Annotated in this window: 16 protein-coding genes; 4 read left to right on the plus strand and 12 right to left on the minus strand. The window is 60.1% G+C overall.

What is annotated here, in order from left to right; translation table 11 throughout:
* Nucleotides 1–21: 21 nt before the first annotated feature.
* Nucleotides 22–1,539, minus strand: coding sequence for a serine hydrolase (locus GSQ93_RS30830; RefSeq protein ID WP_254074144.1), 1,518 nt, complete (start codon nucleotides 1,537–1,539; stop codon nucleotides 22–24).
* A 359-nt stretch (nucleotides 1,540–1,898) separates the two neighbouring features.
* On the opposite strand from GSQ93_RS30830, the gene GSQ93_RS30835 reads away from it, so the two are divergent.
* Together GSQ93_RS30835 and GSQ93_RS30840 are read left to right on the plus strand one after the other, a co-directional pair.
* On the plus strand, nucleotides 1,899–3,083 hold the full coding sequence (locus tag GSQ93_RS30835; protein WP_158939668.1) for a Gfo/Idh/MocA family protein: 1,185 nt from the start codon (nucleotides 1,899–1,901) through the stop codon (nucleotides 3,081–3,083).
* Nucleotides 3,084–3,093: 10 nt separating this feature from the next.
* Complete coding sequence (locus tag GSQ93_RS30840) at nucleotides 3,094–3,540, plus strand: DMT family transporter (protein WP_158939669.1); 447 nt, start codon at nucleotides 3,094–3,096, stop codon at nucleotides 3,538–3,540.
* Between the two features lie 87 nt (nucleotides 3,541–3,627).
* Here the strand turns inward: GSQ93_RS30840 and GSQ93_RS30845 are convergent, their stop codons facing one another.
* From GSQ93_RS30845 to GSQ93_RS30855, 3 genes are read right to left on the minus strand one after another with little or no spacing between them, the layout of a single operon-like run.
* Nucleotides 3,628–4,977 (minus strand): adenylosuccinate lyase family protein, encoded by a 1,350-nt coding sequence (locus GSQ93_RS30845; protein ID WP_158939671.1) that lies wholly within the window; start codon nucleotides 4,975–4,977, stop codon nucleotides 3,628–3,630.
* A 22-nt stretch (nucleotides 4,978–4,999) separates the two neighbouring features.
* Nucleotides 5,000–6,166: an enolase C-terminal domain-like protein gene (locus GSQ93_RS30850; protein WP_158939673.1), complete on the minus strand. Its 1,167-nt coding sequence runs from the start codon at nucleotides 6,164–6,166 to the stop codon at nucleotides 5,000–5,002.
* A 19-nt stretch (nucleotides 6,167–6,185) separates the two neighbouring features.
* Nucleotides 6,186–7,532 (minus strand): cation:dicarboxylase symporter family transporter, encoded by a 1,347-nt coding sequence (locus GSQ93_RS30855; RefSeq protein ID WP_158939675.1) that lies wholly within the window; start codon nucleotides 7,530–7,532, stop codon nucleotides 6,186–6,188.
* A gap of 241 nt (nucleotides 7,533–7,773) precedes the next feature.
* On the opposite strand from GSQ93_RS30855, the gene GSQ93_RS30860 reads away from it, so the two are divergent.
* Nucleotides 7,774–8,499, plus strand: a complete 726-nt coding sequence (locus GSQ93_RS30860; protein WP_158939677.1) for a GntR family transcriptional regulator — start codon at nucleotides 7,774–7,776, stop codon at nucleotides 8,497–8,499.
* 24 nt (nucleotides 8,500–8,523) lie between these two features.
* On the opposite strand, the gene GSQ93_RS30865 is transcribed toward GSQ93_RS30860, so the two are convergent.
* The 3 genes from GSQ93_RS30865 to fliD all read right to left on the minus strand — a co-directional run bounded on the left by GSQ93_RS30865 (nucleotide 8,524) and on the right by fliD (nucleotide 12,096).
* Nucleotides 8,524–9,966, minus strand: a complete 1,443-nt coding sequence (locus tag GSQ93_RS30865) for a methyl-accepting chemotaxis protein (RefSeq protein WP_301952100.1) — start codon at nucleotides 9,964–9,966, stop codon at nucleotides 8,524–8,526.
* Nucleotides 9,967–10,053: 87 nt separating this feature from the next.
* On the minus strand, nucleotides 10,054–10,404 hold the full coding sequence (locus GSQ93_RS30870; RefSeq protein ID WP_158939681.1) for a hypothetical protein: 351 nt from the start codon (nucleotides 10,402–10,404) through the stop codon (nucleotides 10,054–10,056).
* Nucleotides 10,405–10,500: 96 nt separating this feature from the next.
* A complete protein-coding gene (gene fliD / locus GSQ93_RS30875) occupies nucleotides 10,501–12,096 on the minus strand; it encodes a flagellar filament capping protein FliD (RefSeq protein ID WP_158939683.1) in 1,596 nt (531 codons plus the stop codon).
* 617 nt (nucleotides 12,097–12,713) lie between these two features.
* On the opposite strand from fliD, the gene GSQ93_RS30880 reads away from it, so the two are divergent.
* A complete protein-coding gene (locus GSQ93_RS30880) occupies nucleotides 12,714–13,595 on the plus strand; it encodes a fructose bisphosphate aldolase (protein ID WP_367889796.1) in 882 nt (293 codons plus the stop codon).
* A gap of 75 nt (nucleotides 13,596–13,670) precedes the next feature.
* Here GSQ93_RS30880 and GSQ93_RS30885 read toward each other — a convergent pair whose 3' ends face one another.
* The 5 genes from GSQ93_RS30885 to GSQ93_RS30905 all read right to left on the minus strand — a co-directional run bounded on the left by GSQ93_RS30885 (nucleotide 13,671) and on the right by GSQ93_RS30905 (nucleotide 20,957).
* Nucleotides 13,671–14,306, minus strand: coding sequence for a GNAT family N-acetyltransferase (locus tag GSQ93_RS30885; protein WP_158939687.1), 636 nt, complete (start codon nucleotides 14,304–14,306; stop codon nucleotides 13,671–13,673).
* Between the two features lie 174 nt (nucleotides 14,307–14,480).
* Entirely contained in the window at nucleotides 14,481–15,656 is a 1,176-nt protein-coding gene (gene prpF / locus GSQ93_RS30890) for a 2-methylaconitate cis-trans isomerase PrpF (RefSeq protein ID WP_158939689.1), read from the minus strand.
* A gap of 122 nt (nucleotides 15,657–15,778) precedes the next feature.
* Nucleotides 15,779–17,056 (minus strand): FAD-binding oxidoreductase, encoded by a 1,278-nt coding sequence (locus GSQ93_RS30895; protein WP_158939691.1) that lies wholly within the window; start codon nucleotides 17,054–17,056, stop codon nucleotides 15,779–15,781.
* Between the two features lie 89 nt (nucleotides 17,057–17,145).
* Nucleotides 17,146–18,678 (minus strand): ABC transporter substrate-binding protein, encoded by a 1,533-nt coding sequence (locus GSQ93_RS30900; RefSeq protein WP_158939870.1) that lies wholly within the window; start codon nucleotides 18,676–18,678, stop codon nucleotides 17,146–17,148.
* Between the two features lie 263 nt (nucleotides 18,679–18,941).
* Nucleotides 18,942–20,957, minus strand: coding sequence for a hydantoinase B/oxoprolinase family protein (locus tag GSQ93_RS30905; protein ID WP_158939693.1), 2,016 nt, complete (start codon nucleotides 20,955–20,957; stop codon nucleotides 18,942–18,944).
* Nucleotides 20,958–20,971: the final 14 nt, after the last annotated feature.

Below are 20,971 nucleotides of genomic sequence, written 5' to 3' on the forward strand. Positions count from 1 at the left end.
ATTCTTGCTGCCGATCTCTTTCTAGCTCGCGAGTGAGCCGGTCAAATCCTCGTGACGCAGAGCACCGCCGTTGATATTCACTTCGCGCTTGAACGTTATCGTCTTGCCCGCGAACTCGCAGATCACGGTGTCGCGGAAAGCGGTCTCGGGGAAGATCCAGGTCATCTGCAGCCGCGTGTTATCCAGCCAGCATGCACGGGCAACAACCGGGCTGTTATCGAAATCATAGCCATGGTGAAGATCGCTGCCGGGCATGTCGGTGCGGCCCTCCAGCCACCGGCCTAAGCCAGCCGCAATGACATGTTTGCCCTGCGCATCGGTGAGACGAAACACGCATGTTTCGCCGGCGAATTCAAATTGCAATTCGCTCACGCCGTGGGCGTTCGGATGCATCAGGAAGCGGTCCGTTTTTCCAAGTGCGCGTGCTCCCTCCGTGACCGCGCTGGCCCGGTCGAAAGGCGCTTTCCACGGTGCCGGCGCGTCCGGACTTTGCCAGTCGGCAAGCCTCGCTTTGAGCCGCGCATCAGCAGCAGCACCGTCTTCGATGGGACCACGGAAGGCCGCCGGAAAATGCCGGTCGATAAGCGGAAACAGCTTCGCGCTGCCCTTTATCGCGCCGGTAACGGCAAGCGTTGCGCCGTGCAATGGGAACACCGTCGTCATCTGGACGAACTTGCCAATTGCGCTATACGTGCCGTCGGGCCGCGTCCACCAGTGATAGCCGTATTTCACAGGCTCGCCGTGCGCGCTGGTTGCGGCAGCGACCCAACTTTCGGGAAGTAGCCGCTTGCCCTCCCATACGCCGTTTTGCGCATGCAAGACACCCAGCTTCAACAGATCGGCGGTTCGCGCGATGAGGCCATTGCCCCCGGGATTGATGCCGTCCGGACCGATATCCCAGGATTCGCCCTCAATGCCCATCGGCTCGAAGATTCGCGGCTTGAGATATCCATGCAGCGTCACACCCGCCGCGCGGCTCAGTATGGCCGACAACATGTAGCTGGCAGCGCTCGTGTACATGAAGGCCGTTCCCGGTTCTTGCGCGATCGGGATCTTGAAGAACTCCGCTATCCAGCTCGTGTTCAGTGATCGCCACGCTGCCCCCGATGTTTCGCCCGCGTGACCCACGCGCATCGTCAGGAGGTCTTCGACGGTTATCTCCATGAGCCAACGCTGATCCGGTTCGACGATAAGCTCGGGGAAAAACGAGACCACCTTGTCGTCGAGCTTGAGGAGACCTTCCTCGAGCGCCAGCCCGATTGCACAGGCGGTGAAACTCTTGACGACCGAGTGAAGGTTGCGCGGACGATCGGGACGATACGGCCAGCGCCAACCCTCGGCAACCACGTGGCCATTGCGGTGAAGCATGAAGGCGTGCAGGTCGAGACCGGCTGCTTCGACGTCGTTCAGAAATGCGACGATGGCATCGGCATCCACGCCGACCGTGGACGGATCGGCGCGGGTCAGACCATCGGCTTGCTGAGCCGCCATGAGGTCTGCTGCCGACGGTGCACCGCATTCCACGAAAAAGTCCGGCATCGTCTCTCCTGCTGTTTGAAAAATGGAATGTGGCTTCGGCCGACAGCCTGTTTTGTATTTTGCACCCGCAGCATTTTCAGGCAAAAGGTGTGCAAATGCGCATTACCCGATGCTAGGTGCAACCGGGCGCTCAAGGAAGCCCGTTTCGACCGATCACACGCAGAAAATCAGATCACCGCTCGATTGAGAGCGATCGACCATGAATTGTCCGCCCCGTTTTTGTCGAGCTTTCGCCAATGGCACGAGGCCATTCGCGAAGGGCTTTGACACGTCCGGCTGATGGGCAAATGACAGGAACGCGCGTTGCTCGAAGCAACTCCATCGATGCTGTGAAAGCGTCACTGACCCGTGGAGCCGACATGTCCCACTCGCGATTACCCGCTCAGGATTCGCCCGAAGCACGCCCGCCATTTGTCGCTGCAACGGAACGACGAGCCGCGCCTGAACTCCCTCCGCTTGCGCCTGAACGCCGCATCGGCTTCGCTGTCGTCGGCCTCGGCAGACTCAGCCTTGACTCGATCCTGCCGGCCCTCGCTTCCTGCAAGCTCTGCCGGCTTGCTGCCGTCATGACCGGCGACAAGGACAAGGGGCGTCGAATCCTGAGTCAATATGGCGCGCCGGCCGACGCCGTCTATGACTACGACGAATGGGACAAGCTCGCACAGAACGACGACGTTCAAGTGGTCTACATCGTGACGCCCAACGGCCTGCATCACGAACAAGTGAAACAAGCGGCGCGCGCGGCCAAGCATGTGCTGTGCGAAAAACCGCTAAGCAATACGTCAGCCGAAGCGCTTGAGATGGTGCGCGCCTGCGCGGAGGCCGGCGTGATGTTGATGGTCGCGTACCGGCTGCAATACGAACCACATAATCGCGACATCGCCAAGCTCGTCAGGTCGGGCGAATTTGGGAGCTTGAAACTCATAGAAGCGCACAACGGCCAGGTGCAGGACGAAGCAAGTCAGTGGCGCCACCAGCGTGATCTGGCCGGCGGTGGTTCGTTACCGGATATCGGTCTTTATTGCCTTAACTTCGCGCGCTTTGTCACGGGCGAGGAACCGGCCGAGGTAATGGCCTGGATCTGGAGCACGCCAGGCGACCCGCGCTTCACCGAGGTTGAAGAGAATGTCGCGTGGCAGATGCGGTTTCCTTCCGGCGTTGTAGGGCGCTTCTCGTCAGCTTACGACGCGCATGAATCCCGCAACGCCCGGCTGTACTTTCAGAAGGCCAGCGTCAAGCTGGACCCCGCTTTTTCTTATAAAGGCATACGGCTTTACGTCACTCACCGGTCTGCAGCCCGGGAAGATGTGGAGGTCATGGAGGAGCGGGTTTCCGAAGACAAAAACCAGTTCGGTACAGAAATGGATCACATGGCCGAATGCGTGTTGACTGGCCGCCAACCCGGGACGCCCGGAGAAGAAGGCCTGCAGGACCAGCGCATCATGGAAGCAATCTATCGGTCCGCCGCGGACAATCGCCCGGTCTTGTTAGAACCCATTGCGGGGCCGGACGCATTTCGCGATCCCCGCTTCTCCGAAGAGTAGGGAGCCATCCGTGCACTGGCTCCTGGGTCTCTTCGCGGTGCTCGCCGGCATCTCCAATCCGCTGCAATCTGGCAGCAATTCGGCGTTGCTCAAGACGACGCAGGCACCGATTGTTGCCGCGTTCATTGTTTATGCAATTGGCGCGCTTTGTCTGCTCGGCTGCATTCCGTTCCTTGGATTTCAGCTCAAGGCCACGGCCGCGAAACTAACCGATGTACCCTGGTGGGCGTATATAGGCGGCATCTGCAATGCGCTGTTCCTGATGTGCTCGCTGCTGATTACCAAAAAGCTCGGCTCCGCTACATTCACTACCGTTGTCGTGATCTCGGCCGTTATTACTTCGGTGCTGCTGGATCATTTCGGCTTGATGGGATTCGAGGTGCGGCCTGCGACTGGGCTTCGGATTATGGGTGCGGGGTTATCAGTGATCGGCGTGGTGCTGATCGCTGTTTTCTAGTAGCTCCTTCGCATGATACGTAATCCTCATATTTTATTACTTTCCTGACGAGTCGCCGCTGAGTTTAGCGGCCACCCGATTCATTCCTCAAGCTGTCCCGTTAGCCACCGCACGCGCCATGTGCGCAGCAGCGCCAAGGTAATTCGCGGGATCGGTCAGCGCTCGCAATTCAGCCTCTCCAAAACTTTCGCGGATCTGCGTGTTTTCAATCAGCACATCATGCAAGGTCCGGCCGTTTTCAATGGCAATGCGGCACGCGTCATAAACCACATCATGCGCATGCTGGCGCCCGATTGCCGGAGCGAGTCCCATCATCACGGCTTCCGCCACGATCAATCCACCCGTTAAATCCAGGTTCTTTCGCATTTTTTCGCTGTCGACCTGCAGCCCGCGCAACATGAAGTTGGCCTGGAAAAGCGCGCTCGCGGCGAGCAGGAAACTCTCCGGTACCGCGCTCCATTCGAGATGCCACGGTCCTGTTGCACGCTCGAAGTCGTGCATCATGGCGTCGAGCATAAGCGCCGCCCGCTCACGCAGCATCTTCGCGGCCGCGAACATCAGTTCACTCGAAATCGGATTGCGCTTCTGCGGCATGGTGGAGCTTGCGCCGCGCCCCGGGACGAACGGTTCGGCCACTTCGCCGAATTCCGACGCAGCCATCATCATCACGTCGAGCGCAATCTTTCCGAGCGACCCGCCAATACTTGCCAGCAGCGACACGAGTTCGTTCAAGCCATCGCGGGCAACATGCCAGGTGATCTCGGGATTGCGCAAACCCAATTCTTCCGCAAGCAACCTGCGCGTTTCCAGCGCTCTTTCCGGGTCACCCAACGAAGCAAGCGTGCCCGCCGCGCCGCCGAACTCAACCATCAGCGCGCGCGCTTTCGCCTGCTGAAGACGCTCCGCATGACGGTTCAGTGCCGATAACCAGACAGCCGCGCGAAAACCAAACGTCACCGGCAGCGCATGTTGCAAGTGCGTGCGTCCGGCCGTTACCGTATCGGCATGCTTGAGAGCCAGTTCGCGCAAAGCCTCGCGGACGTCGTCCAGTTGTTTTTCGATGATCGTCACGCCGCGCGCACATTGCAGCATGGTGGCCGTGTCCATGATGTCCTGCGTCGTCGCGCCCCAGTGCAGGTAGCGGCCGGCCTCGCCGCACATCTCGCTCACCTGTTTGACGAGCGGCAGGATGGGATAGCCGACAATCTCCGTCTCATGACGCAGTGCGTCCAGGTCAAGCTTCGTAAAGTCGGCTCGCGCAGTGATCTCGCGCGCGGCCTCCTCGGGAATCAAGCCGGACTTCGCTTGCGCCCGTGCGAGCGCGGTCTCAGTGTCAATGCAGCGCTGAAGATACGCCTCGTCCGAGAACACCTCACGCATCTCGGGCGTGCCGAACATGTCGCGGAAAAGTACCGAGTCGAAAACTGTAGTTGCCATAACCTCTCCTTCCATTCTTCAATCAGTTTGCAAGGCGCGCAAGCCATGGGCGCAGCGCATCTTTTTCTTCAAGTCCGAAGCCTGCTGCATCGGTCGGACGCACGAGTCCGCCGCCCACGCCGCACCCCGCCGGATATCCGCCGAAGGGCTGGAACACGCCCGGATACGCTTCGCACCCGCCAAGCTCCAATCCAACGGCAATATGAAGGTTGATGAGATGGCCACCGTGCGGGTAAGCCTGCGCGCGGTTAAAGCCCCGGCTCTCGATAACGTCAATCATTCGCGCGTATTCAGTCAGTCCGTAGGCCAGGCCCGCGTCCATCTGGAAGATGTCTTTGCCCGGTCGCATGCCGCCAAAGAGCGCGAGGTTTTTTACATCGGGGACGGAGAACAGGTTCTCGCCGGTGGCAATCCTGCCCGTGTAGGCCTGCGCGACCTGACGATTCAAATCGAAGTCGAGCGGGTCGCCGATCTCTTCGTACCAGCGCAGGTCATACGGCGTGATGGCTTCGGCGTACGCAAGCGCGGTTTGCAAATCGAAGCGGCCGTTTGCATCGACTGCGAGGCGCTGCCCTGCCCCCGCAACCGTCAACGCTGCTTCTATGCGGGCAAGGTCCTTCTCGAGGCTCGCTCCACCAATCTTCATCTTGAACGCATCGAAGCCCAGCTCGCGATAAGCACTGAATTCGTCGACCAGACGCTGCGTGCTTTCTTCAGGATAGTAGTAACCCCCTGCCGCGTAGACGTTCACGCCTTCGGCCTTCCCTTGCCTGCCGTAATGTCGCGCGATAGTGACGTGCGCCGGTTCATCCAGCAGCTTTGCATTCAGGTCCCAGACGGCCAGCTCGATTGCACCCGCCGCTGCAGCACGATCGCCGTGACCTCCAGGCTTCTCATTGCGCATGATGGTCCGCAACACTTTCTCCGGGTCAAAACAGTGCCCCGATGCATCGAGCAAAGCGTCAGGCTCCGCCGCCATAAGACGGGGAATCATCCGGTCGCGCAGGATGCCGCCCTGAGCATATCGGCCGATGGAGTCGAACGCATAACCCGTGACCGGCTTGCCGTTACGCATCACGTCAGTTTCCAGCGCGACGAGCGATACGTCATGTTCAGCGAAACTCACGAGGGCGTTCGCCACGTTGCCTTCCAGAGGGACGGATATTTCCCTGACCGCAGTAATACGCATGACTAATCCTTTTTTGAAATCAGATGACTTTTCCCGGAGCGGTGCCGAATACGCGCTGGTACTCGCTGCGTGCGGCGCTCTCATCAAACTCGCCGGTCGACTTGGCGATCACGAGCGTTGCCACGCTATTACCCATCGCGTTGCAGATGGAGACCGCCTGCGATGTGAATCGATTAATGCCGAAAAGAATGGGCAAACCTTCAATGGGCAACATGCCCGATGCAGTGACCGTTGCCGCAAACACGATGAACGTACCGCCCGATACCGTAGCTGCGCCCTTGGACGTAATCAGCATGATGACAAGCAGGCCAAGCTGCTGATGCAGGTCGAGCGGCACGCCATAGGCATTGGCGATAAACATCACGCAGAGCGACATGTAGACTGCGGTGCCGTCGAGATTGAACGCATAGCCGGTGGGAAGAACCAGACCTGTCGATTGACGCGAACATCCAAGCCGTTCGAGCTTCTCGAACAGCCGGGGCAATGCGCTTTCTGACGACGCGGTGGCGAACAGCAGGAAGATTTCGTCCTTGAAGTAGCGCAAGAAGCGGAACACGTTGAAGCCAGATAAACGCAGCACGATGCCGAGCACTACAACAACAAAGAACGCGAGCGACAGATACATCACGATGAGCAAATAGCCGAGGGAAATCACGGCATTCATGCCACTGCTTCCAATCGCAAAAGCGATTGAGCCGAACGCGCCCAGCGGCGCAAATTTCATGATGACGTCGACGAACTTGAAGAAACAGTCGGACATCCGCGACAGCGCATGCTCGACGCTGCCGCGCTGGTCCTGGTTCAGCATCAGGACCGCTGCACCAAAGCCGATGGCGATCACGAGGACCTGTAGCAGGGAACCGCTCGCGAAGGCCCCCACGAAATTATCCGGGACCAAGGTGAGCAGAAAATGTTCGACCGAGACCGCTCCGGCCTTGCCGTATTGCGCATGAGCGGCAGCTGCTGCCTCCGGGCTCTGCGTAAGATGCATGCCCATTCCAACGCCGGACAGGTTGGCGATCACCATGCTCAGTGCAAGCGCAATGGTCGATACGACCTCGAAGTAGATCAGCGCACGCAGCCCGATACGGCCGACGTTCTTGAGGTCACCCGCGGCAACAATACCTAACACCACGTTCAGGAAAACGAGCGGCGCGACAATCATCTTGATGAGCCGCAAGAAGATATCGCCTAGTACCTTCATGTCGACCGCGAGCTTCGGGGCGACGAAACCAAGCGTGATACCAAGCACGATCCCCACCACAATCTGGACGCCGAGCCGGGCGTAGAGAGGCGTCTTCCTGCGCGCAATTACCGGCTCCGCGTCAGGGCCCTGATGAGGCCCGGTCTCCGTATGAACAGCCATGCTCTTCTCCAGGTTCAGCGGCTGCCCAGACAGGGAGCGGCACGCTTAATATGTCCGTACTTGTTTTATATGTACGGACTATATTAGTTCTTGACGCGATCCGTCAATTTCGGGTTTACCTTGATGAATACCCTTGTTTAACCCGAAGCGGCCTGAGCGCTTGGCAATGCGCGTGCTGCAAGCTAGCATTAGCGCGCCGCAGCATTACAGCGGCTTTAAAACCAGAAAAGGATTGAACCAGATGAAACCCCGGTACGCCGAATTGGCAGAGCAGCTCATCCAGGCTATCGGCGACGGAACGTTCGAAGTGGGCTCCGCGTTGCCTAGTGAGCTGGACCTGTCCGCCCAGTACGGCGTCAGCCGTGCGACGGTGCGCTCAGCGTTGGAGCGGGTACAGAACCTTGGCCTGATATCGCGGCGCAAGCGCGCCGGCATACGTGTGGAAGCGACCAAACCTCGCGTGGCATTCGACCAGTCGCTCTCCAGCGTCGAGGACCTGATTCAGTTCGCGGTCGTCACCGAGCGTATTGTGCAGTCGGTCACCGAAGTGTCGGCGAGCCCATCACTGGCCGCGCAGTTGGGCGTGGTGACCGGCTCGCGCTGGCTCAGGACTGAAATGCTGCGGGTGGATCCTGCGAAGCCGGACACACCCATCTGCTGGACAGACGTTTACCTCGAGCCCACTTTAGGCGCGGGTATCCGGCGCGAGTTGCGCAAAAGCACCGGCCTGATCTGTGAAATGGTGGAGCAGCGTTTCGGCCGCGTGGTGAAAGAAGTGCGGCAGGAAATCCGCGCGATAGGCGTACCCGCTCGCATCGCCAAGCAGCTTATGAGCGAACCCGAAGGACACGCGCTCGAGATTACGCGGCACTACGTCGATGAAAACGGCATTGTCTTCGAGGCGACGGTCAGCGTGTTTCCCGCCGACCGTTTCACGTACTCACTGCAGCTTCGACGGCACGATTGATTGCGTCAGTGACGCTCTAAAAACTTAGATGCGAAAGCGCACAGCCGCTTCGCGCAGTATCTGCGCCTGCTCAGCCAGCGACACGGCCGCCGCCGTTGTCTCTTCAACCAGCGCGGCGTTTTGCTGCGTGACTTCGTCCATTTGCGACACCGCGCGATTGACCTGTGCAATGCCGTCGCTCTGTTCCTTCGATGCAGCGGACACTTCGCTCATGATGTCGTTCACTCTCTGAATCGAGCGGACGATTTCGTCCATGGTCGTGCCCGCGGTGCCGACCAGGCCCGTACCTTCCGCCACGCTCACCGCAGCGCTATCGATAAGCGCCTTGATCTCTTTCGCCGCGCTCGCCGAGCGCTGCGCAAGCGTTCGAACTTCGGTTGCGACTACGGCGAAACCCCGGCCTTGTTCACCGGCACGCGCCGCTTCAACGGCCGCGTTCAACGCGAGAATGTTGGTCTGGAAAGCAATGCCTTCGATAGTGCCAATATTCGTGGCAATTTTCGCCGACTGACTGCTGATCCCCGACATGGTGTCGATCACGCGGCCCATCATCGCGCCACCGGTTTCCGCGATCTTCGCGGCCTCGCTTGCCAGGTTGCTCGCGGTGTGGGCGCTTTCGTTGTTCTGCCTGACCGTCGCCGTCAGTTGTTCCATGCTGGCCGCCGTTTCCTCCAAGGCTGCAGCCTGCGATTCCGTTCGACGTGACAGATCCGCATTGCCCGATGCAATCTCATGGGTTGCGGTCGCCATCGACTCGCTGCTTGTACGAACTGTCGATACGGTTTCACCGAGACCGCTTTGCATCGTGGCTAAACCTCGCAGCAGTGCGCTCATCTCGTCGCGGCCGTGCGCTTCGATACGCTGTGACAGGTCACCCCGCGCCATGGACGCGCACGCATCGAGCGCCTGCGCTAAAGGCCGCGAAATCGCCCGGTGCAGGCCGACAGCACTCGCCAATGCGACCGCTACCGCGAGGAAGAACAGGATGCCCGAAGCGAGGCTGACGGCTTGCAGCGTCGACTGGAACTGTTCGTAGTTGCTTGCCCCGTGTTGCATCAGGTAGTCGTTGAGCTCGTTCGTGCTTTTGGTCAGCGCAAGCGAAACGACCGGCATGACGGTCATCGTGAGGCGGTCTGCCGTCGCTGCGTCTCCGGTTTGCAACGCCTGCAATGTCGGCTCGATAGCGCCGGTGACGAGGCTATCGAAGGTCGCGGATACATTGTCCGCCAGACGCTGTTCGCCGGCGCTTTTGGGCAACGCCAGATAACGCGCGTAAGCCTTGCGCGCCGGGTCGATGTAACTGCGTGCCTTCGTCACCAATGCCTGGACATCGGGGGCTTGCGGGTGAAGCAGCGCGCGGTCCATTGAGACCCGCGCAATCGCCTGCCTGAACGCGGAACAGGGCGCGCCGGGGCTGAAGATTATTCGTCGATACCTCGATAAAGCAAACGAAGCGTTCGAGATCACGGTGACGGTCCACCCTGCCGACAGGATGGCCGTTTCAATGCGGTTGCGGCGCGACCGGCCGTAAGAAGCTTGTGCTGGCAACCGCCCTTAATTTTCATCAAGGATGAAACCGGCGCTGCGAGCGCTCCGTCCCAACGCGCTTTCCCCAACGTTGCCGGCGCCAAAAGCATTGCAGGCGAACGGAATATCCTGGAACGCGGCGACCTGTACCGATCCCAATACATCACCTACGCTCAGGTCGGGCAACGCAGAAATACTCGCTGAAGGCAGCAAGATGACAGGACGCGGTTTGCCATCGCCCGGAACGCTGAAGCCGGCGGCGGCCGGCACCGAGAGGTATCGACAAACCCTAAAAACAAGCCACAGAAGTGCTCGCGTATTTTTCACATTCTCACGGCTTTGCGCCGCTCCTTGCGTCGGGTCGCTAAGTGCGTGCATCGTCGTCACCCGCGCGCGGCGCAGGGCTTGGTTAAGGTGCGTCACTGCGGGTTCTCGCCTCATCGACTTGTCGCTGCGCCCGCACTGCCGTGAAAATTAACCCGGCTTGCCTTTCGCCAGCGCACCATCACTGTTAGCACCGCCAAACAATTGCGTCAGGTACTGCGAGTTCTTGTTCATCGTCGCCATGACCGTGTTGAGCGCCGTGAACTGCGCCTGGTACTGGTGAGTGAGCTGAGCCGAGTAGCTTGCCAGGGTGTCCTGCTGCGTGCTGATGCCCTTGAGGTCCGCGTTGAGCGGATCCTGGTTATTCGCAATCAGCCCCTTCTCTCCCAGGAATCCGTTCAGGCTCTTCGTCATCTTCGCGGCCACACCGGTCGTCGAATTGAACAGGGCCGCCACCCCCTGCGGATCGCTCGTCAGCTCGTTGGTAATCTTCGTGCCGTCAGCGCTAAGGGTCGCGTCCTTGTTCAGCGTAATGCCGATCGCACCAAGCGAGATGTTCGAACTGCCGTTCTTGACGCCGCCGCTGACAATACTCGCGAGCGTGCTCTTGATCGTGTTGAACATGGCGTTGCCAAGCAGCGGGCCGCCTTGCGAACCCTTCGCTTTCGAACTGTCGAAACCGGCAACCTGGCCATAGGTTGTGACCAGGGTGTTATAGAGGTTGACGAAGTTGTTGATGGCGGCCGACGCCGACGTGGTGTCCTGTGCCACGGTCAACGTCTGCGGCGTGCCGGCAGGCGCGCCAATGGCCGCAGCGGTCAGGTTCAGCGTGACACCCTGGATCGCCGAGGTCACCGTGTTGCTCGAACTTGTGCCGGCCGTGCCGTCGATGGTGAACATGGCATCTTTGGCGGATTCGGTCTGCGTCCACGGGCTCGTGACGGACGCCGATGCAACGGTCGAGATGTCCGCGGCGCTGGCGCCGGCCGTGGATGTCACGCCGAAGCTCGACAGCCCCGCGTCGTCGGTCACAGTGCCCACTGAAACATTGATCGTATTCGATGCACCCGTGGCCGATGAACGCAAGATCAAGTGCGCGCCGTCCGTGCCCGTCACGACAGTCGCCGTGACGCCGGGATTGCTCGACGACGCGTTGATCGCGCTCGCAATGCCGCTCACGGTGTTGTTCGCCGACGTGATGTCGACGCTCATCGACTTGTTTCCAACCGAGACGTTCATCGTGCCGGTGCCCAGTGCGGTTGCTGCACCGAACGCTGCCGACGACAACGTCTGCGCGCTGGCAATTTGCGTCACCGCAATGGAATAGCTGCCGGTCGCCGCACCGCTGCTGCCGCTTGCCGTCAGTCCTGTGCCGTCGGCCGTCAAGGTGAACTTCCCGAGAGCGGTCCCGTCCGCGAGCGGCGCAATGCCCGCCTGCAATGCCGATAATCCTGCTTGCAAAGCGCCGATCGCCGAGAGCTTGGTGTTGTCGTTTCTCTGCTGCGCGATCAACGAGCCGGTCTGGCCCGCCACCTTCGCGTTGACGAGGCTCGTGACCAGCGACGAGACATCCAGCGACGCGTTGCCCGTCGAGCCGCTGATGACGGACTGCGCGGCGGCCGCCCTGGCCGAGTTGGCGGCAGCCGTCGTGTCGGCCGCGCTCGAGATGGCGTTGGCCGAGGTCGCGGTGACGGTGGCCGGTGTGGGCACGCTTGAAGCGCTGGACGCGCTGGAAATCGTCGACATTAAAATGCTCCGTACATAGGGTCTATTCACGCATTCATGGTTGCGCACTTCCGCCAAGGGTGAAACGGCGAGCAACACGCGCCTCCCGCAGGTTCTTTCCAAACCTTTAAAAAGATTTCTGCGCGTCCCGCCGGAATTTTTGATTTTTATTTCAATATTTTTTCGCGGATGCTTGAGCGCGAGGCACGACTACGTCCAGTCAGAACCTGCCGATCACCCACGCGTTCCCGCTCGGCCTACTGGAAGCCTTCGTGGCGGCAACGTTCAGTTGCTGTTTCATCGAGGCACCGTTCTTGCGTCTCAAGGACCGTCTCTCACCGTCTCGCGACCCGCCTGCAACGCAGTCCGGCGGCCATAGGCGAACGATCCTCTGAAAATTCAAACGCTTATGCGGGAATCGAAGACGGATAAACCGGCCCCTCGTTGTGTCGGCCGCCATGTCCGCCAGTCGCGCGCACGATACGGCCGGGTGAAACGGTCGACCGATGTTTGTTTGTTTTCGAAGCTCATCCGCCAATCCAGTACACTTATTACATTGAAAGCAATGGTCCAGACCAGAGATCCTTGGTCCGGGGTTTGATAGTTAAGAAGGAGAAACGTACGTGGCTAATGACAAGATGCTGGCGCAAATGAGTAACAAACCGGGGTTTATCGCCGCCCTCGACCAGAGTGGCGGATCCACCCCTGGCGCCCTGAAGGCGTATGGAATTCCAGAGAGCGACTACAGCGGCGACGCTGAGATGTTCAAGCTGATGCACGAGATGCGGGTACGCATCATGACCGCACCCGCCTTCACCGGCGACAAGGTTATCGGCGCCATTCTGTTTGAAGCCACCATGGACGGACAGGCAGAAGGAAAATCCGTCCCGGCCTTCCTGTGGGAAGACCGCGGCGTGGTTCCTTTCCTGAAAGTGGACAAGGGGCTTGAGGCCGAAGCCAACGGCGTGCGTCTAATGAAACCGATCCCCGGGCTGGACACGCTGCTTGAGCGGGCGGTCAAGCTGGGCGTATTCGGTACGAAGATGCGCTCGGTTATCGACCATGCGTCGCAGGAAGGAATCGCGGCCATCGTCAAGCAGCAGTTCGAAGTTGCGGCGCAAATCCAGGCGCACGGTCTGGTGCCAATCCTGGAACCCGAAGTGTCGATCAACAGTCCGGACAAGGCGGCAGCGGAAGCCATTCTTCTGGCTGAACTGCTCAAGGGCCTCGAGGCGTTGCCCGATGGCAGCAAGGTCATGATCAAGCTGACCATCCCGGACGCGGTGGATCTCTATCGTCCGTTGATCGAGCACCCCGCCGTCGTGCGCGTGGTAGCGCTCTCGGGCGGCTACGCGCGGACCGACGCATGCACGCGCCTCGCGAAGAACCACGGCATGATCGCCAGCTTCTCCCGTGCGCTGATCAACGAACTCAAGAAGTCGATGAGCGACAGCGAGTTCGACGCAACGCTGGCAACGTCGGTTGATGAGATCTATCAGGCCTCGGTTGAAAAGGTCTGATTATTAGCTCTCGAAGCAGGTTTCAAAGCAAAGTTTGATGCAGGCCGCACTTGAAGCATGAGTGCGGCCTTTCTGTTATGCCGCGTGAGCAACGTTCGCTTGCGGCAGTTCAAGACGGCGTGACCACGTGGCAAGGTGGCGGAAAGCAACAGGCGGTTTGCTCAGAATCGCACTGTCGTATCGCTTGCCCGCGAACCTTACGAAGCCGTCGATCCGAAAGCCCTGGCCCCGGTAGAAAGCAATCAAATGGGCAGCAGGTTGCGGTGTATCCAGCGCAAGCTCGGCGTAGCCGCGAATGGCGGCCCAGTGATCCGCATAGGCCAACAACGACTTTCCAATTCCCCTGCTCTGATAGGCAGGATCGACGCCGAACTGGCGAACGCTCGCAATATCGTCCCGCCGATAAAGCGCACATGACGACTCGGTATCCTGCGTGTAAAGCGTCATGGTTCCAACCAGTCGTCCGTTGCAGACCGCGACATAACAGTCGCCGCGCATGGCACGCTCACGGGTAATAAGCGCGGACTGGTCAACGCACGTGCAATTGAGCCCCATGCCGCCAAGCCGCGCAAACGAGCGGTGCAACATCTGGGTCAACTCGTCGAACGAATCACACGCCGTATCAAAGCGCCTCAGTACTACGCTGCCCACACCACGATGAACGTAGCTGATACGCGTGTGATTCTTCGTTGCTGTGCGTTGCTTCGACATGACACCCCCGGGCTCATCATTTGCCAGAAGTGTAGGATTCCTCGCCGGTTGATCACAAGAAAAAATACCGTAAATATTTCGTGTTTTACGGCATATATATGCGGGCTGCTTAAGGCTTTATGGAATTTTTATTTGCGATGATTTCACAAGGCAAATTCACAAGCTGTCAGCGCCTCAATGCCCCTCGGGATCAAGCGACGAAGGGACGAAGACGCTCCCCTCCATGAGCCGACGCGCCGTCCGGCTCATGATCGCCTTGGTGACAACCCACTTACCGTCGCGCTGCTCGGCTTCTGCACCCACCGCCATCACGCCCGACGGATGGCCGAAGCGGATTCGCTCGGCCGTCTTGTTCGCCAGAAGCCGATGCACGACCGTCCCGGGAATCACGCCGGCCACCGCGACCGCGACCGCGCCAGTACCGGTCATGGCGTGGTGCAACTTGCCCATGGAGAAAATGCGCGCGTTGATATCGAGCGTCGCCGGGTCGACCGGCTTGCCGCTGGATGCTACATAGGCAGAGGGGGTCGCTACGAATGCGAGTTTCGGCGTGTGGGGCCGCAGTGTCGATGCTTCGTCCGCGGTCCGGGACAGTCCCATTCGAACGGCCGCATGCGCGCGGATTGCCTCGGCCTTCTGTAGCAAGTCCGCGTTGCCGTTGATGTCTCGCTGCAGTTCGTTGCCCTTCAGACCGAGCGTCGCGGCGTCGATGAAAATGGCTGGATTACCGGCGTTGATCATTGTGAGTTCGATGGTGCCAACACCGGGTACGTCGAGTGTATCGATCGGATTTCCCGTGGGGAACATGCCGCCGCCGGCGTCATCGTCGCCTTCGCCGCTGGGGTCCAGGAACTCGATCCTGATTTCGGCCGCGGGGAAGGTCACGCCATCGAGTTCGAAGTCGCCTTCTTCGAGCACTGCGCCATCTTGCATCGGCACATGCGCGATAATTTTTGCATTGATATTTGCTTGCCAGATACGCACGGTGGCGATGCCATCGCGTGGCGCATCGACCAGACCCTGGGCGATCGCGAACGGACCCACCGCCGACGTCAGGTTCCCGCAATTGCCGGACCAGTCGACAACCGGTTTGTCGATCGCCACCTGCCCGAACCAATAGTCGACGTCGCAGTCCTCTCTAGAGGACGGGCCCACGATCACCACTTTGCTGGTGCTCGACGTAGCGGCGCCCATGCCGTCGATCTGCTGGCCATAAGGGTCGGGACTACCGATCACGCGCAGCAGGATGCGGTCGCGCAGCGCCCGATCGGACGGCAGTGAATCCGCACGAAAAAAGACACCCTTGCTGGTGCCGCCGCGCATATAGATTGCGGGAATCTTTCTTTGCATCTTGGTCTCCTGACGTTGAGCTTGCATGCCCGCATGGTCGGACGCTTCAGGTCAAAAAGACTATCACGTTCGCCTCACACGCGTGCCACGCAGGCACGCCCCCACCAGGACACCAACAACCGTCAGAACAAAATATCCTGCAGCCGATAATACGCGCCGACCAAAGGCAGCGTCCACGCGCGGCCGGCGTGTCCGGGCACAGCCGGCCAAGGCAATGAACGCCACGGGTTGGCCTCTTCGGAACCCGACATCATGTCGGCCATCATGCGTCCCATATGCGTTGACATCTGCACGCCGTGGCCGCTGTAACCCATCGAATAGTAGAGCCCTTCGTGCTGCCCCGCGCGAGGAAGCCGATCCACCGTGATGTCGATGAGACCACCCCAGCAGTAGTCGATCCTCGTGTTGGCAAGCTCAGGAAAGTACTTCGCAAGTCCTTTGCGCAGCACGTTGCCGCTCTTTTCATCGGAATGAGGATTGGACATCGCGAAGCGCGCGCGACCACCCCACAGCAAGCGGTTATCGGGCGTCACCCGAAAATAATTGCCGATGTTAAGCGACGTCACATAGCTGCGCCGGTGAGGGAAAAACGCGTCGAGTTGCTGCGTGGAAAGCGGCTCCGTCACCACGATAAAACTGCCCACCGGCGCCATGCGCCGCTGGAACCACTGCAACGGCCCCACGCGCGATGCACCCGTAGCAACCAGCACCCGGTCCGCCCTGATGACACCACGCGCCGACGTGAGCTCGTAGCGCTCGCCGTCAATGCGCTTCAGTTGCGTCACTGCCGCGCCCTCGAAGATACGCGCGCCGTGCCGTGTGGCAGCCTGTGCCAGCCCGACCCCGAACTTGCCCATGTGCATCTGCACGCCGTTACGCTGCAGCAGACCGCCATGAAAACCATCCGAGCCGATTTCACTGCGCATGCGATCAGCCGGAATCAACTCGACTTCCGGATCGACTTCGCGACGCAACACCTCGTAGGTCCGCGCCAGTTTTTCGAAGTGCTTGGGCTTGGCCGCGAGCTTGAGTTTCCCCGCGCGGACAAAGTCGCAACTAATCTGATGACGCAAGACGATCGACTCCACACTCGCCACCGCACTTTCATACGCGCGATAAAAGCCCCGAGCCTGTTCCAGTCCGACCCTCGCCGCCAGCGAAGCAAAGTCCTGCGCAACGCCGGTGTTGCACTGCCCACCGTTACGCCCGGATGCCTCGCTTGCTATGCGCCCTGCTTCGAGCACAGTGACCGATACACCGCGCGTAGCGAGTTCGAGCGCCGCCGACAAGCCCGTGAATCCGCCACCAATCACCACCACATCGGCGCGGCCTTCCACGGGACCCTGTGCACCTTCGCTGAATACGGGTGCCGTATCCAGCCAATACGAATCAAGCTTCATTGATTGTCTAGTTGAGTGTGGCGCGACGAGGCTGCTTCGCCCTTACCGCGCCACGATAGCCGCTTTCGCCGCTTCAGTAACACCCTTGGTCAGGCCGTCCACCATACATGCTCGGCGAACGAGAAGCCCATCATCGCACCGGTCGGGATCGACCCCAGCCCCTTCAAGCGCTTGTCGTTGGCGTCGAGCAAGCTGATAAAAGTCGGAATGCCGATACCGCCCTGATCCGCCACCAGCACCTGCATTTCGCCATACATCTGCTTGCGTTTGGCATCGTCGGTTTCAGCGCGTGCGCTCAGCAACAACTGGTCGAAGCGGGGGTCCTTCCAGCCTGACTCGTTCCAAGGCGCGTCGGATTTGAAGAATTGCGTGAACAAAACGTCTGCGCTAGGACGCGGGTTGATGCTGCCGAAACCGAGCGGATGTTTCATCCAGTGATTCGACCAATAGCCGTCCGCAGGAACCCGGTTGACGACGAGGTTCACACCAATCTTCGCTGCCGTCTGCTGCATCAGTTCAGCCATTTCGATAGAACCGTTCGCGTCGGTCGTGGCATAGATCGGCGGCAGCGCCGGGCCGACAGCACCGGCCTTCTGCATGTAGAACTTGGCCTTGTCGAGATCGAATTTGCGCTGCGGCAATGAAGCATTGAAGTAGCGATGGCCCGGCGGGATCGGCTGGTCGTTGCCGGTCACGGCGTAGCCCCGGAACACGGCTGTGCGGATCTGCTCACGGTCGAACAAATTCTTCATGCCGAGCACGAAGTTCGGGTTGCCCGTGAGCGTGTTGTCGCGACGCATGATCAGGTCGGTGTAAAGACCGGATTTGGTTTCCTTGACTGCATAACCCGGGGTCGACGCAATGCGCTGTGTCGAACGCGGATCGACGGAGTTGATGAGGTGCACGTCGCCTGCGAGCAGCGCATTTACGCGGGCTGCGTTGTCGCTGATGCTCACCAGTTCGATCTGGTCGAGGTACGGCTGCCCTGCTTTCCAGTAGTTGTCATTGCGCACGCCTACCGTGCTGACGCCCGGCTTGAAACTCTTGAGCTTGTACGGTCCGGTCCCGACCGCCGAGCCGAAGTTCGTCGTGCCGTCCTTGACGATCACGAGTTGCGGCGTGGCAAGGATCGCCGGCAAGTCGGCGTTCGGCACATCGAGCACCATGGTCACTTCATTCGGACCGCTCGCCTTGATATCGGTGAACTGATCGGCGAGGGTCTTCACCTTTGACGCCGTCTGCGGATTCTTGTGTCGCATCAGTGAATAAACCACATCGGCCGGCGCGAGCGGCTTACCGTCGTGGAAAGTCACACCCTGGCGAAGCTTGATAATCCACGTTTTTGCATCGGAACTTGATATGGACTCCGCAATGTTCATTTGCGGCGTCAGGCTCTCGTCGAACTGGGTCAGGCCGCTATAGAACATGAAGAAACGGATGTAGTCGCTACCCGTCGAACCCACGGCGGGGTCGAGCGTGTCCGAGACCGAACCCGCGTCGTACGCCACCCGGATACCGCCGCCCTTCTTGGGGGTATCGGCGGCCAGCGCAGACGCCGATACGGACAGCAGGCCGCCGCCGGTGACCGCCATCATGCCGGTGCCGGCCAACACGCGCATCATGTCGCGACGGCTTACGCCACCGCTTTTTGTATCATCTTTCACTTGAATGACTCCGGACGGGTAAGGGATCTGAAAGTACGTTCAGGAGGCGAAGGGGGCTAGGTTTATCGCGTCTCTTCAGCAGCATCGTATGCCTGCAGAATCCGCGTGAAACGCCGACAAAAACCGCGAAACAGCATAAATCGCTTGTTATCGCATCGCTAACGCGGTGCTTTGCATGGCCGTCAGCCAACCGATGAAAACGTCCGCGTTTCCCCCCGGTTTCAGGCAACTGCTGCCTGCTCGACGTCGAGCAATTGGGGGTATCGCCGCAGCACGTCGGCATACAGTTCGTTAATAATTCCGGGACCGGTTGTCAGCGTACCGGCCGCTTGCCTCGCGTCGAGCGCATCGAAGATCTGGTGCTTGAGGAAATGACGCCACACCACCGGCGCGCGAGCCAGGATGCCGGTCAATACGTCGTAACGTTCGCGGGTCCACTTCGCCTCATAGGCGTTGCGCTCCGCGCCATAGTCGAAGTGGGTGGCCACCGTCTGGTCCGCGATCCTCTTCGCCTCTTCGCGCAGGCGAGCGGTCTTCGCTGCATCAATCGCTCCTTCAACCAGCACGACGCCATACAAGTCACGCGCCTGATCGACGCGAAGGTAACCGCGCCGCACGTCCTCGGCCACCTTCTGCGCGTCGCGCTCGTGAGGGTGGCCGTAGCCGCCACCGCCGCAGCCTTCGAGGCGGATGACATCGCCGGGACCGCACATTACGAGGTCAGTCACGCCCAGATCCTCCTCGTCCTCGCGGCCCGGGTTGCGGGTAAAGCGCGAGACAGCGCCCGCCTTGCCGCCAAGCACACCCCAGGACGCGAAACGTGAACGGTCACGATTGCGCGCGGTCACTAGCGTACCCGGCGAAAACACTCGGAACTCCATCACGGTTCCCAGCCCGCCGCGGTACTTGCCCACGCCTGCGCTACCGGGTACGACGCCATACTTGGTGATCCGGATCGGCACTTCGGCTTCGTTGATCTCGACCGGTGTATTGCGCAGGAACGCCACGTTGGCGCCGGAGGCATCCGACCCGTCGCCCGAGATCATGCCGCCCGCGCCGCCGCCCACCGGACCGATGGAAGCTATCACCGCACACCCCCGGCGGTCCACGGTCTTGACGTTGAGAATCGACATGCCCCCAGCGGGACACGCCGGCAAACGTTCCGGGCACACCATCGAGAACGCACCGAAGGTCACGTACTGCGCGACCTTCGCGGTCAGGCTGCGCATCCCGACTGCAGCCGGCGGAACGCAATTCATGATCGTGCCTTCAGGCATGATGCAGCGCGCCACTTTGAGCATACCTGCGTTGAGCAGAAGATCGGGATTAAGCGAGTACAAAACGTAGTTGAGGCCGACGAGCGCGAGAACGTGACGCTCCTTGCCGCCCGTGGGCATATTCAGCGATGAATTCAGTTGCGGATCGCTGCCGGTGAAATCGAATACGAGCGAACCATCCGCAACAGTCAGCGTCAACGCAACGCGCAGCGGTTTGCCGTTGACCGAATCTTCGTCGGCATATTCGGCGAAGAAATATTCGCCGTCCGGCATGCTCCTCACGATGGTGCGCGCCTGCTCTTCCGAGTACTCCAGCAGCGCGTCCATGCCGGCGCGGAATTGGTCCAACCCGAAACGCTCGATGATCTCCAGCACCCGGCGCTCGCCGGTCATCAGCATGGCGATCTGTGCCTTCAAGTCGCCGCGATTCTGCTCGGGCGCGCGCACGTTGATAGCCATGTGTTCGAGCAGGACCTCATCCAGTACGCCGGCACGAACAATCTTGGTCGGCGCGAAGCGGATGCCTTCCTGATAGATCTCGGTCAGCGTGCGCGACAGCGACGCCGGTACCGCGCCGCCCATGTCAGTGTTATGAATATGTCCGCCGACATAGCAGACAATCTCGCCGTTGAAAAACACCGGCTTCCACATCATCACGTCGGGCGTATGGGTCGCCACGTAGCCGCTGTACGCGTCGTTGGTCATGCAGATATCGCCCGGTTCGTAGTGGTCGATCATGTCGATCACCGCACCGAAGTCGAGACCCGGATACCACGTGGCGCCCAGCGTCTTAGGCGAGGCGAACGTGAGGCCGCGGGTGTTCATCAGGGTGCAGGAGAAGTCTTCCGTTTCCTTCACGAAAGCGGAATGCGCGGTGCGCACGAGCGTATAGGCCATGCTTTCCGCGGCCGCGACGCAGTAGTTCGCGAAAATCTGGAGGACCGCTTTATCGAAGGTCATGTTGCGTTTCCAAA

The organism is Burkholderia sp. S171 (assembly GCF_009766085.1).
GTDB lineage: Bacteria > Pseudomonadota > Gammaproteobacteria > Burkholderiales > Burkholderiaceae > Caballeronia.